This is a genomic window from Streptomyces sp. JNUCC 63 (genome assembly GCF_054366325.1).
On sequence record NZ_CM135963.1, the window covers coordinates 996,007 to 1,012,081 of the forward strand.

The 16,075-nt window shown below is 72.3% G+C and carries 11 protein-coding genes and 1 riboswitch; of the genes, 5 read left to right on the top strand and 6 right to left on the bottom strand.

Annotated elements, in window-relative coordinates; translation table 11 throughout:
- Positions 1-21: 21 nt before the first annotated feature.
- Both ACX25U_RS04620 and ACX25U_RS04625 read right to left on the bottom strand, forming a co-directional pair.
- On the bottom strand, positions 22-1,896 hold the full coding sequence (locus ACX25U_RS04620; RefSeq protein WP_454389255.1) for an ATP-binding protein: 1,875 nt from the start codon (positions 1,894-1,896) through the stop codon (positions 22-24).
- 491 nt (positions 1,897-2,387) lie between these two features.
- On the bottom strand, positions 2,388-3,611 hold the full coding sequence (locus ACX25U_RS04625; protein WP_454389256.1) for a hypothetical protein: 1,224 nt from the start codon (positions 3,609-3,611) through the stop codon (positions 2,388-2,390).
- Positions 3,612-3,919: 308 nt separating this feature from the next.
- Here ACX25U_RS04625 and ACX25U_RS04630 point away from each other — a divergent pair, with 308 nt between their 5' ends.
- The 3 genes from ACX25U_RS04630 (at position 3,920) to ACX25U_RS04640 (ending at position 8,738) form a co-directional block, all read left to right on the top strand.
- Positions 3,920-5,527 carry a GtrA family protein gene (locus ACX25U_RS04630; protein WP_454389257.1) on the top strand — a complete coding sequence of 536 codons (1,608 nt, stop codon included), beginning with the start codon at positions 3,920-3,922 and terminating at the stop codon, positions 5,525-5,527.
- Positions 5,528-5,634: 107 nt separating this feature from the next.
- Positions 5,635-7,137: an NAD(P)/FAD-dependent oxidoreductase gene (locus ACX25U_RS04635; protein WP_454389258.1), complete on the top strand. Its 1,503-nt coding sequence runs from the start codon at positions 5,635-5,637 to the stop codon at positions 7,135-7,137.
- Positions 7,134-8,738: a hypothetical protein gene (locus ACX25U_RS04640; RefSeq protein WP_454389259.1), complete on the top strand. Its 1,605-nt coding sequence runs from the start codon at positions 7,134-7,136 to the stop codon at positions 8,736-8,738. The genes ACX25U_RS04635 and ACX25U_RS04640 overlap by 4 nt, the downstream gene beginning before the upstream one ends.
- Positions 8,739-8,956: 218 nt before the next feature.
- Here the strand turns inward: ACX25U_RS04640 and ACX25U_RS04645 are convergent, their stop codons facing one another.
- Positions 8,957-10,138, bottom strand: a complete 1,182-nt coding sequence (locus ACX25U_RS04645) for an MBL fold metallo-hydrolase (RefSeq protein ID WP_454394830.1) — start codon at positions 10,136-10,138, stop codon at positions 8,957-8,959.
- 145 nt (positions 10,139-10,283) lie between these two features.
- Here ACX25U_RS04645 and ACX25U_RS04650 point away from each other — a divergent pair, with 145 nt between their 5' ends.
- Together ACX25U_RS04650 and ACX25U_RS04655 are read left to right on the top strand one after the other, a co-directional pair.
- Positions 10,284-10,868: a carboxymuconolactone decarboxylase family protein gene (locus tag ACX25U_RS04650; RefSeq protein ID WP_454389260.1), complete on the top strand. Its 585-nt coding sequence runs from the start codon at positions 10,284-10,286 to the stop codon at positions 10,866-10,868.
- Positions 10,869-10,926: 58 nt separating this feature from the next.
- Positions 10,927-11,571 (top strand): TetR/AcrR family transcriptional regulator, encoded by a 645-nt coding sequence (locus tag ACX25U_RS04655; RefSeq protein ID WP_454389261.1) that lies wholly within the window; start codon positions 10,927-10,929, stop codon positions 11,569-11,571.
- Here ACX25U_RS04655 and ACX25U_RS04660 read toward each other — a convergent pair.
- From ACX25U_RS04660 to ACX25U_RS04670, 3 genes are all read right to left on the bottom strand, one after another.
- Entirely contained in the window at positions 11,543-12,328 is a 786-nt protein-coding gene (locus tag ACX25U_RS04660) for an SGNH/GDSL hydrolase family protein (protein WP_454389262.1), read from the bottom strand. The genes ACX25U_RS04655 and ACX25U_RS04660 overlap by 29 nt on opposite strands.
- A gap of 113 nt (positions 12,329-12,441) precedes the next feature.
- Positions 12,442-13,398, bottom strand: coding sequence for a M23 family metallopeptidase (locus ACX25U_RS04665; protein ID WP_454389263.1), 957 nt, complete (start codon positions 13,396-13,398; stop codon positions 12,442-12,444).
- Between the two features lie 4 nt (positions 13,399-13,402).
- Positions 13,403-13,594: riboswitch (cyclic di-AMP (ydaO/yuaA leader) on the bottom strand.
- 268 nt (positions 13,595-13,862) lie between these two features.
- Complete coding sequence (locus tag ACX25U_RS04670; protein ID WP_454389264.1) at positions 13,863-15,935, bottom strand: alpha-galactosidase; 2,073 nt, start codon at positions 15,933-15,935, stop codon at positions 13,863-13,865.
- Positions 15,936-16,075 lie beyond the last annotated feature (140 nt).

The following is a 16,075-nucleotide window of genomic DNA, read 5'->3' on the forward strand; positions in this document are numbered from 1 at the left end:
TGAGGTCGGGCGGCGGGCTGGTCATTCGGCTGACGCGCTCCCGTCGTACCGGGCGGCGGGCCGCGCCTCGGTGGCCGGGGGCGGTGCGTCCAGGGGTGACGCGTCGCTCGAGGAGTGCGGCTCGTGCGGGCGTGCGGGCTCCTCGGCGGCCGGTTCCCGGTGCTGCTGGGCCTCGGCGAGTCCGGTGCCGCGCTGGAAGGCGGCCATCAGCCCGGGGTCGTGGCCGGCCGGGTGCTCGGGGTCCTGGCGCGGCGCCGGGCCACCGCGCAGCTGCGGCACGATGTGCTCCTGGGCGCGCCGCCGGGGCAGCTGCGGCCTGCCCATGGTCCCCCGCACCGCGCCCGCACGCGGAACGGGCGGCGCACCGCCGCCCGCGGCCACGGCGGCCCGGTCCGCGGCCCGGACCCCCGGCACGGCCTCGGCGGGATTGGCCCGCGGCTCGCGCGTCCCACGGCGGGGCAGGGGGTCCGGGCCGTCATCGGTGGCGTGCGGGACGGGCACGGGCGGGCCTGACGGCACGTCACCGCCGGGCGGGGTCACCCCGGATGTGGGGGTCGGCGTCACCACCGGGGCCCGGTGGCGTGGGAGCGGGGGCGGGGCGGCGGGGATGGGCGGTCCGGGTGTGTTCGGGGCGCCGCTCGGTGGGTGCGGCGGTGCGACCGGAGGGCGTCGCCCGGCCTCCGGCGGCGCCCCCGGAGCCCCCTCCGGTACGTCACCGGGCGCACCCGGTGCGGCGGTCCCCAGGAGGGACCGCGGTACGACGAGGACGGCCTGGACGCCGCCGTAGATGTTGGTCTGCAGCCGGACGGTGATGCCGTGCCGCTTGGCGAGCTGGGAGACCACGAACAGTCCGATGCGGCCGTCGGCGAGCAGGCCGGCGACGTTGACCTGGTCGGGGTCGGCCAGCAGGGCGTTCATCCTGACCTGCTCGCCGACCGGCATGCCCAGGCCCCGGTCCTCGACCTCCACGGCGAGTCCGGAGGTGACGAGGCCGGCGCGCAGCAGGACCTGGGTGTGCGGGGCGGAGAACACCGTGGCGTTCTCGACGAGTTCGGCCAGCAGATGGATGACGTCGGCGACGGCGTGGCCGCGCAGCCGGCCGTCGACCGGCGGGACGAGCCTCACGCGCGAGTACTGCTCGACCTCGGCGATGGCGGAGCGCAGCACCTCGGTCATGGAGACGGGGTTGCTCCACTGGCGGCGGGAGACGGCGCCGCCGAGGACGGCGAGGTTCTCGGCGTGGCGGCGGATCCGGGTGGCGAGGTGGTCGACGTGGAAGAGGCCCTTGAGCAGGTCGGGGTCCTCGATCTCGTTCTCCAGCTCGTCGAGGATGGAGATCTCGCGGTGCACCAGGGACTGCAGGCGCCGGGCGAGGTTGACGAAGACCTCGAGTTTCTGTTCGCTGCCGGCCTGGCTGGACAGCTGGGTCGCCTGGACGACGGCGGCGACGGCACCGTCGTGGGCGCGGGCGAGGTCGGAGGCGAGCAGCTCGAACTCGTCGGCGTCGTCGTCCGGCGGTCCGCCGCGCGGCTTGCGCCGGTCCGGACTCTCGCCGTGGCGCAGCGCGTCGACGAGGGCGCGCAGGTCGGCCTCGCGGCGCGCGGTGGCGCGGCGCAGCGCGTCGATCCGGTCGTGGACGGAGCGGGCAGCCCGGCCGGCGGCGACGGCGGCGGTCGCGATGCCCGCGAGCGTCACGCAGAACGCCCCGGCGAGCACGCCCCACAGGGTGAACCCGGGGTGCGCCCCGGTGGAGCGCACGGTGAAGAGCACGGCGGCGCCGGCGCTGAGGGCGACCGCGGTCGGCGGCAGCACCGCCAGGCGCAGCAGCTGGGGCCGTATGGGGGTCTCGGGCAGCGAGGGGACGGTGCGGGCGACCGGTGCACGGAGGTGAGACATCTGTTCCTCGTACTGGTCCGTCGGGCCTGTGTGCTCGCACGTGGGGCGCGAGCGGGCTTGCGCCATCGCTGTACCGGTCGACAGAGGCGCGAACACGGCCCCGCGTCGCCCGGCGGCCACTCACAGTAGTCATGGATGCATCATGCGCGGTGGGCAGTTGACGAAATCCCCCGGCGATCGTCCCGCTCTGGTATGAGGGTTCGCACGACAGTCCGGGCGCCCGCGCCGACCCACTCCACCGATCCGAAAGGAATCGATCCCACCTGTTCAGAAGCAGTCACGAACGGACTGCGGGGTCGCGAAGCCCTCCGCTCTCCGGCCCCGCCGTACGCCCGCCGTACGCCCTCCGTCCGCCCGGCCTCGGCCCGCCGCGACGGTCTCGGGGTCGCCGCCGCTCTCTCCATTGCCCCCCGCACCGTCACCCGCCGTATCGGCCTGCGCCCCCACGGCCGAGCAGCGACCCTCACGGGCATCGGCCTTCGGCAGCCCTGTCAGGGCGGGCTCTTCGCCACGGTGGTGAGGTAGATCCCGAACACGAGGGAGTACGCCGCGAGGGCCGGCATGAGGACGGCCACGGTGCGGAGGCGGGCCCGGGACAGCGCGAGCGCCATGGGGAGCAGCAGCGGGAAGGCGGGCAGGAGGAGACGGGGCCTGCTGGTGAAGAAGTGAGCGCCGCCCAGAGCCATCACCATCAGCGTCACGCTGTACACGAGAAGGGGGAGCGGTTGCCGGTCGAGCACGCTCAGGATGAGCAGGGCGACCGCGCCGATCGCGACGGCCGCGGCCGTGTACTGGCCCAGGGAGGCCTTCGCGAGCACCAGGTGCTTGAACATGTAGAGGGTGTAGTGACCGAAGTCGAAGGTCGAGCCGAACCGTCGCTGGACGGTGAAGTAGCCCCGCGGACCGCCTGTCTTCACCCCCACCCAGACGACGTAGCCGAACCACCCCGCTGGAGCGAGGGCAGCGGCCGGCCATGCCCACCGGCCAACGGGGCGACCTTCCCGGCGGCACCGCCATGCGTGCATGCCCAACGCGGTCAGGACGGCGGCGGCCGCGGCGATCCCGTTGGGGCGGGTGAGGCCGGCCAGCGAGGCGAGCAGGCCGGCGGTGAGCCAACGGCGTGTGAAGGCGGCATACAGAGCCCACGCCGCGAAGGCGGTCATCAGGGACTCGGTGTACGCCATCGTGGCAACGACGGCCTGGGGCAGCACCGCCCACAGGGCGACGAGGGCGATGGCGAGCCGCCGCCCGTACAACAGTTCGCCAACCGCGTGAATGCCCGCGGCGGCGACCACCGCGGCGGTCCACGACAGGGCGAGTGCCACGTTGACCTCTCCGACCGGCACCACCGTGTTCACCGCGCGGATCAGCGCCGGGTAGAGGGGGAAGAAGGCCATGTCGTGGTACACGGTGCCGGATCCCGCAGGGCCGGGGAGCACGGTGCCGTAGCCGTGGCGAGCGATGCGGACGTACCACAGGCTGTCCCATTCCATCCCCAGCACCGTGCGCGGATGACGGCCGATGTGCACGGCCCAGACGGACAGTGCCGCCACCACTGCCAGACGCATGGCGGCGAAGACGGCCAGCCCGGGCAGTGCCCTGCGCAGCGCGGCCCGTGTCCTCATCAGCCGGCTCGGCGTCGGCGGCCGGCCGGAACGAGCAGGAGGCAGGTTCCGCGGCGCGTCGTCGACGTCGGCGACGCCGTGCTCATCCATGGAGAGGCCTCCTCCTCTTCTCCGTCCGTCGCCTGACGACGGCCCGACCGCCGGATCACCTACCGGTGAGAGGCCCTGACGCCATCCAAGACGTCCCCGTCGCCGTTCGCATCCGGGCTCCGCGCCGACGGCACCCGGAAGAGTGAGACCCCGTGGGGCTGAACCGTTGGTACGCCGACTCCCGTGCGCCCACTGTTTGGATGGAGAAACCTTGCGTGGACGGGGGCCGACCGAATGTGCGGACGGGTGTGACCGGCGGGCGAAAGGCCGAAGGAATGGCGAGGCGGACCGGTCCCGAGCATCCTCAGGTGCGGGAAGCCGGCCCACCGGCTGCTCCCCATCCCCCGCCGGCGCGGCGCTGGAAGCGGATCCTGCCCGAGGTCACCCGATTCGCGGTGTCGGGGGCTGCCGCTTATCTGGCAGAGGTCGGGGCGTTCAACCTGTTCCTCGTCCTCGGTCTGGGAGCGGCCGTGTCGTCCCTGCTGAGTGCGGCGGCCGGGACGGTGGTCGCCTACGTGGGGAACCGGTACTGGACCTATCGTCGGCGGCCCTTCGGGCGCAACGGGCGGCGCATCGCGCTGTTCTGCGCCGTGAACGTGCTGGGGGCGGGCATCACCACCGGCTGTGTCGTGGTGTCCCACGACGTGTTCGGGCTGCGCGGTACGGTGGCCGACAACGTCGCCAAGAATGTGATCGGTATGGCCCTGGCGATGGTCTTCCGCTTCTGGGCGTACCGGACCTGGGTCTTCCCGGCCCGCCCCGGCGAGGAGGCCGGCCCTCCGGCCGTGCGCGGCAGCAGCGGTCCGAGGGCCGGGGCGGGCACATGGCCGGCCGCCTTCGGCGCGGCGGCACCACCGTGGCTTGCGGCGCACGCCCTGGTGGCCATCGCGCTCGTGCTCGCCCGGTGCAGTCAGGGGCACCTGCCCGAAACCGGGGCGGTGCGGCCGTCGTCGGGTCTACTGGTGTGGGACTCGGCCTGGTACCGATCGCTGGCACTGCACGGGTACGGTCCGCCCGCGTCGGCATCCGTGCGCTTCTTCCCGTTGCTGCCCCTGGCGGTCCGGGTCGCGGCCGCGCTGACTCGGCTCCCTGCCACCGCGGCCCTCTTGGCGCTGTGCTCGGCCTGCGCACTGGTGTACGGCGCGGTGCTCCACGTCCTGACGCGAGAAGAGGCAGCCGAGGACCCGGTGGCGCGTCGGGCGGTGTGGCTGTCCCAACTCGCGCCGGGCTGTGCCGTGTTGGTGCTGGGATACACCGAGGCCGTGGCCGGCATGCTGACGGCCCTGTTCTTCCTGGGCCTGGGGCGCAGTCGGGGAAGCGTCGCGGTGTGCGCGGGAGCGCTGAGCGGGTTGGTGCGCCCCACCGGGGTGCTGCTCGCCCTGCCCGCCCTGGTGGAAGTGATGCGGGCACGATCCCGCGCCCGTCGAGTGCGTGCTGCGCTGGCGGCGCTGTCACCGGTGGCCGGCACGTCGGTGTACCTGGCGTGGTGTGCGGCCACCGGACGCGGCTGGCTGGCCCCTTACCGGGTGCAGGCCGGGACTTCCCTCCGGGGCGCCGTGGTGGGCAACCCGCTCGCGGACTGGTTTCATCCGCACGGTGGCCGTCTGACGCCTGCGTCGGTCGCCAATCTGATCGTCGCGGTGGTGCTGTTGGCCGTGGCCGCCGGGCTGTTGTGGGTCGCGGGCCGACGCCTGCCGGTTTCCTGGACGGTCTGGGCCCTGGCGATGGTGGCCGTGGCGGCGTCCGCCACCGGATGGCGATCGCTTCCGCGGTACCTGAGCACGGTGTTCCCCCTGCTCGTCGCGGCCGCCGTGGTATTGCGCACCCGCAGGCGCTGGTATCCGGCTCTGGTGGCGTGCGGCGCGCTCTTCACGGCGCTGGCGGCATCGGGCTTCGGCGGGCAGTACATCCCCTGAACGCTCGTCCCAGGCGGACAAAACGCCGGAAACATCCCTACGGTGACAGGGGTCAAGTCACGGTTGCCTACCGCACGGTCGTCTGTGTCCACACGAAAGAAGCCCACGTGAGCACCTCCTCAGCCTCGCAGGTGACGGTGATCGGCGCCGGCCCCGCAGGGCTCACCGCGGCCCTGCTCGCAGCCCGTTCAGGTCGCTCGGTGACCGTTCTGGAAGCCGCGGGCCAGGTCGGGGGCCTGGCGCGAACCGTGGAACGTGACGGCTGGCGCTTCGACCTCGGCGGGCACCGCTTCTTCACCAAAGTGCCCGAGGTGAGGCGACTGTGGCGGGAGATCCTTCCCGGTGAGGACTTCCTGCGCAGGCCCCGGCTCAGTCGGATCCTCTACCGGGGCCGGCTGTTCGACTACCCGCTCAAGCCACTGAACGCACTACGCCGACTGGGCGTGGCCGAGGCCACGCTCTGCATGCTCTCCTATGTGGCCGTCCGCGTGCGCCCCCCTCGCGACCAGAGCAACTTCGAGGGCTGGGTGAGCGCTCGATTCGGCAGGCGGCTGTACCGGATCTTCTTCAAGACCTATACCGAGAAAGTGTGGGGAGCGCCCGCCACCAGCATCCAGGCCGACTGGGCGGCCCAGCGCATCAAGGACCTCTCGTTGTCCAAGGCGGTGGCCCAGGCCCTGCGCCCGGGCCGGACCGGCACCCGGATCACGACCCTCATCGACGAGTTCGACTACCCGCGCCTGGGGCCGGGAATGATGTGGGAACGCGCTCGCGAACTGGCCGAACAGGCAGGCGCGCGCGTGCTGCTGGACTCGCCCGTGGTGCGGGTCGAACGGGCCGGCGACCAGGCGGCCGCCGTGATGGTCGAACGGGCCGGGGGCACCGTCCGCCATCCCTGCGAACAGCTCGTCTCCTCCATGCCGCTGTCCGAGCTGGTACTGGCCATGGCCCCCCCACCGCCACCGCGGGTGGTGCAAGCGGCCCGGCAACTGTCCTACCGGGACTTCCTCACCGTGGCGCTGGTCGTGCCCGTCGAGGTCGGCTTCCCCGACAACTGGATCTATGTGCACACACCCGGGGTGCGGGTCGGCCGAGTACAGAACTTCGGCTCCTGGTCCCCCCACCTGGTCAAGGACGGCTGCACCTGTCTGGGCATGGAGTACTTCGTCAACGAGGGCGACGAGCTCTGGTCCCTGCCCGACGGTGAACTCGTCGGCCTCGCACGGCGTGAGCTGGCCGCCATCGGGCTGATCCCGGACGATCGTGTACGTGGCGGGTACGTGGTGCGCGTTCCCAAGGCGTACCCCGTCTATGACAGGGGCTATCAGGACCGTGTCGCGGTCCTGCGTGACTGGCTCTCCCGGCACGCCCGCAACGTGCAGGCGGTCGGCCGTAATGGGATGCACAAGTACAACAACCAGGACCACTCCATGCTCACCGCCATGCTGGCGGTGGAGAACCTGGACGGCGCCGACCACGACCTGTGGGCGGTCAACGTCGAGGCCGACTACCACGAAGAGGACGCCACCGCCCGGCACGGTACGGGTCGCAGTGCCCCTTTCATCTCCTCCGGCCCGCCCTCACGATCAACCGGCGACCGGTCTGCATGAACACCCCGGCCCCCTCCCCGCAGCAGGCAGGAGCTGTCCTCTCCCCGGCAGCGAAGCGGCCGTCCGTCTCCTGGCGCCGGTCCGTGCACCCCTTCGCCGGTGCGGTGATGGTGGCAGTGGTGGCAGCCGGAGCGGTCCTGCGGTTCTGGGCGCCCTCGCCTCTGTGGCTGGACGAGGCACAGAGCGTGGCCATCGCCCGCATGCCCCTGCACCGGCTTCCGGAGGCACTGCGGCACGACGGCTCTCCGCCCCTGTACTACGTGTGTCTGCATCTGTGGATGGCCGCCTTCGGCACCGGTGGCGTCGCCGTGCGGAGTCTGTCGGGGACATTCAGCGTCCTCGCGCTGCCGTTGTTCTGGCGTTGGGGCCTGCTGCTGGGCGGACCTCGCCTCGGCGCCGTGACCCTGCTTTTCGCGGCGGTCAACCCCTGGCTGATCCGGTACGCCTCCGAAGCCCGCATGTACGCCCTGGTCGTGCTGCTGGTCCTGCTCCTCGCGCTGGCGCTGCGGCGTCTGCGGGAGCGCCCCGGCCCGCTGAACACCCTGATGACCGCCGCACCGGGCGGCCTGCTGCTTCTGACGCACTACTGGGCACTGTTCCTGCTGGCAGCCATCGGCACGGTCGCGACTCTGCGGTGGGTGTGCCGCGGCCGGCAAGCGGCCGATGCCTGGACGTCGGCAGCCCTGGCCCTGCCGTTGGCCGCCTTCCTTCCCTGGGCGCCCGTCCTCCTCTTCCAGATCCGCCACACGGGGACCCCATGGGCCGCGCCACCGGCCTGGCACTCATGGACCGAACTGGTCGGCCACTGGTCCGCCGGGGGCCGACCGGTGCACGCGCCGCTCTCGCTGCTGCTGTGGCCCCCACTGCTGGCCGGCCTGTGCCTGCGCAGGGACGGCGCCGGCCGGCTGACGCCCGCCGGGAGGACACGGTCCCCCATCGACGCGGTGGCCGCCGTGACCGTACTGACGCTGGCCCTGGCCTACGCCGCCTGCCGCATTCTGGGCTCCGCCTTCGTGCCGCGCTACTCGGCGGTCGTCGTGGTCCCCGTCGTGCTGATCGCTGCCCACGGAACCACTTTGCTGCCCCGCCGTGCCCGACTGCCCTCCCTCGGCGCTCTCCTGGCGGCGTGGCTCGCCGTCGCCGCCCTGAACCTCTCCATTCCGCGCACACAAGCCGGTCAGATCGCCACGGTCGTCGACCGACAAGCCGCAGCGGGCGACACCGTCGTCTTCTGCCCCGACCAGCTGGGCCCCGCCGTCACCCGGCTCCTGCACGCACCGGCCGGACGCCTGGCCTACCCCACCGCACAGGATCCTGCCGTGGTCGACTGGGTCGACTACGAGCGCCGCAACAAGAGCGCGTCCGCCGGCGCCTTCACCACCTGGCTGCTGGCCCGCACGTCCGGTCAGGCACGTATCTGGCTGGTCACCCGCGACGGCTATCGCACCTACGGCCACCAGTGCGCGGATCTCCGCCGCGCCCTCGCCGGCGCCCTCGGCCCGCCCCAGGTCCAGGTCTCCCCGCTCCCGCGGGTCCCCGAAAGCGCGACCCTGCTCGTGTACCGGTCCCGAGTCCTGGCCCGGACACCGGCCGCAAGGTGATCCGCCGGGAGCGCACCAGGGATCCGTCAACGGCGGCCGAGCGCCGTCGGAACGCCCCGGCGCCGGGCCTCCGTGGTGTCGGACACGACAAGACCGCCGCTCCCGTGAAGCAGCGGTCGCACTCACGTCGTTCAGGCGGCCTCGTGCACCGCGCGGGCCAGGATGCGCAGCCCTCGTCCAGTTCCTCGGACGTCACGGTCAGCGGAGGCCGGATGCTGTCAGTCCTCGCCCACCAGATCAAGACCACGGGTCGTCTTCGACGCGAGCTCGGGCACCGGCCACTTGCGGGTGACGGACTGGGACACCTCACGCCACCAGGGGCGCGAGGGGAGCTCGCCGGCGGGCTCGAAGGGCCGGCCCGGGATCGGGAGGGCGACCGCCTGACCGACTGCTCGGGCCGCGGCCAGCGTCCACTCCCCCGGCTCGGCCCAGGGATGCAACGCCAGGTTGAATGTGGCCCAGTGGATCGGCAGCAGGACGCCGTCCGGCCGGCCCTGCTGCAGGTCGAGGTGGCTCTGGACGCCTTCGGAGGGGGTCATGTGGATGTCGGGCCACCAGTCGGAGTACGCGCCGATCTGGATCATCGACGCGTCGAACGGGCCGTGGTCCGCGCCGATGTCCTTGAAGCCGTCGAAGTAGCCGGTGTCGCCGCTGTGGTAGATCCGGTGTTCCTCGCCCGCGACGGCCCAGGAGGCCCAGAGGGTGTGCTGGGTGTTGCGCAGGGCGCGGCCGCAGAAGTGGCGGGCCGGGGTGGCGGTCAGGGTGAGGCCGCCGACCCTGGTGGACTCGTGCCAGTCCAGTTCGCGTATCCGGGTCTCGGACACGCCCCAGTGCTCCAGGTGGGCGCCGACGCCGAGCGGTACCGCGAAGACGGTGTCCGTACCGGCCAGCGCCTTGATGGTGGGCATGTCCAGGTGGTCGTAGTGGTCGTGGGAGATGACGACGACGTCGACCGGGCCGAGCGCGGCCAGCGGCACCGGCACCGGGTGCAGCCGCCGGGGTCCGGCGAAGGGGAAGGGGGAGCAGCGCTCGCCCCACACGGGGTCGAAGAGCACCCGTTGTCCGTCGATCTCCGCGAGCACGCCGGAGTGCCCCAGCCAGGTCAGCCGCAGGCCCGTGGACGCGGGCCGGGCCAGGTCGGCGAGCGTGGTGGCGTGCACGGGCACGGTGCCTCGCGGGGCGCGGCGGGGGCGCTCCTCTTTGTCGAAGTAGAGCTTCGCGACATCGAGCATCGAGCCGGAGGGCCGGGTCCGTGCGGGACCCCCAGGGTTCTGGAAGACGCCGTCCTTGAAGTGGGGTGACCGGCGGATGCGCTCCATGCGCTCTCCGTCGGGGTCCGCACCGAAGGCCGCGGGCCGCAGGGCTCGGAGCCCGGAGCTCAGGGGACGGAATCCTGCCACGATGCCTCCGGTGGAGTCGGTCAGGTCTCCCATTATGGAGGGCCCCTCCGACAGCCCGATGTCACACGGGGGCGCTCCCGTCCGTCGTATCCGGTGAAGGCACCCGCGAGGTGCCGCCGGAACCGACGTACTGGAGGTGGCCGCCATGGCCCGCGTCTCGCTCACCCCGCCCCGGACCCGTTTCTTCCGCCTTGTGGAGTGGTACAGCAAGCGCGCCTACGGCAAGGTGCTGGACCCCGCCCGGGCGCTCGCGCACAACCCGCGGGTGCTGTGGAGCGATCTGCGGTTCGAGCAGTCGGTGGCGAAGTGGAACAGGCTCGACCCCGACCTGAAGGCGCTCGCCGAGATGGCCTCGGCCGCCGCGATCGGATGCTCGTGGTGCATGGACTTCGGCCACTGGGTCAGCCGGGAGCGCGGTATGGATCCCCGTAAGGTGCGGGATGTTCCTGTGTGGCGGGACAGCGACGCCTACACGTCGCTGGAGCGCGACGTCATGGCGTACGCCGAGGCCATGACGGCCACTCCGCCCACCGTGGACGACGACCTGGCCGCCCGGCTGCGCGACCGGCTGGGCGAGCCGGCCCTGGTGGAGCTGACGGCGATGGTCGCGGTGGAGAACCTGCGCTCGCGCATCAACTCCTCCCTCGGGCTGACCAGCCAGGGCTTCAAGGACTCGTGCGAGGTGCCGGAGGCCGTACCGGGCACGGACGGGGTCGCCGCGCGGGAGTGACGCGTGCGGCCAGGTCTCGCCTTGTCCCGGTGAAGCGGTGACCGTTTAGGGTGACCGCGTGGCGAGAGTGCGGTTGAACGTGGCCGAGCGGCGCGAGGAGTTACTCCGGGCCGCCATCGGACAGATCGAGACGCGGGGCGTGGCGGCGGTGCGGATCGCCGATGTGGCCTCGGCCCTCGGAGTGAGCAACGCGCTGGTGCTCTATCACTTCTCGACGAAGGAGAAGCTGGTCGCGGCCGCGTTCGCCTACGCCGCCGAGAACGACCTCGCCCGGCTGCGCAAGCTGCTCGACCGCCGTACGACGGCCCTGCGCCGGCTGCGCTCCGCCGTGCGCTGGTACGCGCCGACCGGGCAGGCCAAGGGCTGGCGGCTGTGGATCGAGGGCTGGGCGGCCGCTCTGCGCGAGCCCTCGTTGCGGGAGGTCGCCCGGGATCTCGACCGGCAGTGGAAGGCGGCCATCATCGAGGTGGTCGCGGAAGGGGTGGCGGCCGGCGAGTTCCACTGCCCGGACGCCGCCGGCACGGCCCTGCGTCTGACGGCCCTTCTGGACGGCCTCGCCGTGCAGATGACGGCCTACGACGGCGCGGTCTCCCGCGCCCGGGCCCAGCGCTGGGTGGACGAGGCACTCGCCCGGGAACTGGGCCTGGCGCGGGAGGCGTTGAGCGCGCCGGCTGTCAGGCCACCGACTCGATCCGCATCCTGATGTCGTCCGGCGACAGGGTGCCCTTGGCCGTCACACGGTCGCCCGAGGACTCGCCGCGCAGCCGGCGGCCGATCCACGGCACCAGGTACTCGCGCGCCCAGTGCACGTCGTCACGTCGGATCTCCAGCGTGCCGCGCGGCGGCAGCGGCGGCCAGGGCTGTTCCGGGTCGGCCGGGACGTCGACGCCGAGAACCTGGCCGGCGCGCAGCGCCACGCGCGTGTGCCCCTCGGGTGAGAGGTGCAGGCGGTCGTGGTCCCAGGCGCGGCGGTCCTGGACGGTCTTCAGCGACCACAGGTCGAGCACCGGGCAGCCGTAGCGGTCGGCGATGGCCCGTACATGCCCGTTGTACGTGGCGATCTTGCCGCGCAGGTGCTTGAGCACGGGCACGCCCCGGGTGTCGAAGCCGGTCGTCACCAGGACGGTGCCGGCGACGGCGGTGAGCCGGGCGACCGCTTTCTCGAAGCGGTCGGCCACGTCGTCCGGGTCGGTGCCGGGCCGGATGATGTCGTTGCCGCCCGCACAGAACGAGACCAGGTCGGGGGCGAGTCCGACGGCCTTCGGGACCTGGTCCGTCACGATCTGGTCGAGCAGTTTTCCGCGCACGGCGAGGTTGGTGTACTGGAAGTCGCCTTCGGGCCGCCGGTCGGCGAGCAGTACGGCGAACCGGTCGGCCCAGCCGACGAACGCCCCGTCGGGGCCGGGATCGCCGACGCCCTCGGTGAAGCTGTCCCCCACCGCCACGTACGACCCGATCACTGATCTGCTGTCACTCTTCGAATCGTCTGCCACATCGGCCCATGATTCACCTTCGGATGTGACCTACGCGACCGTAGGCAGGGGTTGACGGACGGTGAGATAAGCCACGGTCGTCAGCCGAAGGCGACGCCGTGCGAGCGGAGGTAGGCGGCCGGGTCGACGTCCGAGCCGTAGTTCGGCGTGGTACGGATCTCGAAGTGCAGGTGCGGGCCGGTCACGTTGCCGGTGGCGCCGGACAGGCCGAGCCGCTGTCCCGCGCCCACGCTCTGGCCTGCCGAGACGGAGAGCGACGACAGGTGGGCGTACTGGGCGTAATGGCCGTCGTTCAGCTTGATGACGACCTGGTTGCCGTAGGCGCCGCCCCAGCCCGCGGAGACGACCGTGCCGGCCCCGACGGCCTTGACGGGGGTGCCGGTCGGGACGGCGAAGTCGACACCGGTGTGGTAGCCGCTGGACCACATGCCGCCGGCCACGCGGTAGCCGGTGCCGACGGCACTGCCGGCCACCGGGAGGGTGAAGCCGGTGGAGACGGCCTCGGCGGCCCGGGCGGCCGTCTTCGCCTTCGGGGCCGAGGACGCGGAGGACGGGGAAGGCGCGGAGGAATGCTTGGAGGACGACTTGGGGGACGACTTGGGGGACGCGGACGGCGAGGACGAGTCGGGCGCCGCGGACTGGGGCGCCCGGGTGGTGCCGGTCGTCGCGGCCTTGCCGTCGAGGGTGAGCTCCAGGCCCGGGTGGATCAGCGACGGGTCGTCGCCGACGGCCCGGCGGTTGTCCGCGTAGAGCTGCTGCCAGCCGCCGCGGACGTCCTGCTCCTCGGCGATCGCCGAAAGGCAGTCGCCGGCCCGGACGGTGTAGGTCCGTACGTCCGTGTCCTTGGCGGTGGTGTTCTTCTCGGCCACCGGCACGGTCTGTACGGCCCTTTCCGTCGCGGAGTGCGCGGGGGCCGCGTGCGCGCCGGCCGCCCCGACGAACGGCAGGGCGAGGGCGGCGCCACCGGTTCCGGCGGCGGCGAGGGAGCGGGTGAGACGCTGGGTCTTCGGACGGCGGTGCTTACCCTTCGCGGGCATGGCGAATTCCTCTCCGGCGCCTGCGAGGTGAGCTGTCGGGTTCGGGCTGGAGCTGCCCGGCCGCGTGATGCGACTTCACCCCAAGCCTGTTCCGGAAGACCGGAACAGGCGGTGGTTCCTGTGGGTCCCCCGCTCCTGCCGTGCACGGGTGGGTGTGCGGGTCCCGGACGGCGGCAGGATTCGGCGTCCGTCCGGATCGGTGTGGACCGTAGGCGACCAGGACGCGCGGGGACAAGCGGACGGTTCCCTTTCCACGCGTTTCGCTTGGTCCATCACGGGAACCACCGGTCACACCGCGTGAACTCGATCTCCCGTCCGTTTTTCAATCTGCTGGACAGGCCTCAGAATTACGTGAACACGACAAGCAACGCACCGTCACCGTTATGAGGCTTGTCACGCGAGCGATTCCAGCGACCCTTATTCCTGGGCGAGTTCGAATCAACGCCGCAATTCAGGCACAAGGATCAGATGCGGCAGAGGCGAATAACCGTCGCATCGAAGTCGCCCCGCAGCCCGGTGCGCATCCCGTGGTGCAGAAGCACGGCGCCCCGGTGCACTTCCCCGGTTTCGTCGCATGCGTACGACGCCGCCGGATCGAGGCCGCGCAGCCGCAGCGCGGGCGGCGGCTCGCCGTGGTGCTGCGCCTGGAGCCAGGCGAGGACGACGGTCTCGTCCCCGCGGACGTACTGCACCGCGCTCAACCCGCCCCGCGGCGGCCGCAGCCGGTACAGGTCGCCGCGCTGGACCACGGGCCGGATCTCCTTGTAGAGGGCGATCCAGTCCCGGGCCTCGGCCAGTTCCTCCTCCGTCCACCGGGTGAGGTCGCCGCCCACCCCGAGCACCCCGGCCATGGCGCTCACGAAGCGGAAGCGCAGGCTGCTGACGCGCCCGTTGAGCATGGTGTTCGGGCTGTCGGTGACCCAGGCGGCCATGACCCGCGCGGGATGGATGTGGCTGAAGCCGTGCTGGATGGCCAGCCGGTCGAGCGGGTCGGTGTTGTCGGAGGTCCACACCTGGTCCGCACGGGACAGGATGCCGAGGTCGATCCGGCCGCCGCCGCCCGAGCAGGACTCGAAGGCCACCCCCGGGTGCGTGGCCCGCAGCCGGTCCAGCAGGGCGTACAGCGCACGCACATGGTCGGTCCACAGGCGCTGCGGATACGGCTCCCCGGGCCAGCCGGCGTCGGTGAAGCAGCGGTTGAAGTCCCACTTCACATAGTCGATCGGAGCGCCGGAGAGCAGGCCGTGGAGCTGCTCCCACAGGTACTCCTGGACGTCCTCGCGCGCGAGGTTGAGCACCAGCTGGTTACGGAACTCCGTCCGCTTCCGACCCGGTTGATGCTGCGCCCAGTCGGGGTGCGCGCGGTACAGGTCGCTGTCGGGGTTGACCATCTCCGGCTCGACCCAGATGCCGAACTCCATGCCGAGGCCGTGCACATGGTCGGCGAGCGGCTTCAGGCCGCCGGGGAACCGGCCGGGGTCGGGCCGCCAGTCGCCGAGCCCGGCGCGGTCACTGGTACGGGCGCCGAACCAGCCGTCGTCGACCACGAACAGCTCCACGCCGATCGCCGCCGCCCGCCGCGCGAGCGCCCGCTGCCGCTCCTCGGAGATGTCGAACCCCGTGGCCTCCCAGGAGTTGTAGAGCACCGGCCGGTCCCGGTCCGCGTCCGGGACGACGTACGTCCGCTGGTAGGCGTGCCAGGTACGGCTCGCGCCGCCGTGGCCGCCGCCGCTCCACAGGCCGGCGAAGACGGGGGTGGTGTACGACTCTCCGGCCTGAAGCCTCAGCAGCCCCGAGTCGTCGTACCCGGCGCCGCCGGTGATCTGCACGCGCGCGTGGGGGAGCTGGGCGACGGCGATCCGCCAGGAGCCGGACCAGCCCAGCGCGCAGCCGTAGACCTCGCCGTGCTCCTCGCCGGCGTCGGTGTCGAGGGCGACCCATGGCAGGTGCTGGTGGCCGGTGTGGCCGCGGCGGCTGCCGAGGACCTTCTCGCCGTAGGTGAGGCCGGTGCGCACCAGGCGGGACTCGGCTGCCCAGCGGCCGTGCAGCTGGGACAGCCGCCAGCCCTCGCGGTCGGGCAGGGTCCAGGTGGCGGAGTCGGCGCGCAGCAGCTCCACGGCTTCCGGCCCCTGGTTGTCGAGGGTGACCCAGCGCTCGACGACATCGCCGCGCATGCGGTAGTGCAGCGTGATCTCCAGCCCCGAGTCACGGAACCGCAGCCGCAGTTCACCGCCCTCGGTCTCGTACGTCCCGAAGGTCCATTCGGTGCCGCGCCGCTCGGCGGTGCGCACCGACAGCGCGGGCCGTACGAAGCGGGGGCCGCCCTCGACGGGGTACTCCTCGTGCCCGTCGAGCGGGGACTCGAAGGGGCGGTGGTCCGGCAGCGGGCGGGCGGCCAGAGCCTCGGCGTCGGCGAGCTCGATGCTCGGGCCCCAGTGCAGGTGGCGCAGTTCGTCGTGCTCGGTGAGATGGACGGCGTAGCCGCTCGTGGGCCCGGTCAGCAGCCACGTACGGCCGTCGTCGGCGGTCTGGAGCATGCATCCCCCACAGATCCGAACAGGTCCGCGCAAGCACGGACATCATCCGGGTGGAGGAGCGCCCAGGCAACGCCTGTGGACAACTCGTCACCCCCGGGAAGCCGTGCCGTATGGTCGAAGCCGTGCCCGCCGACGAGCCG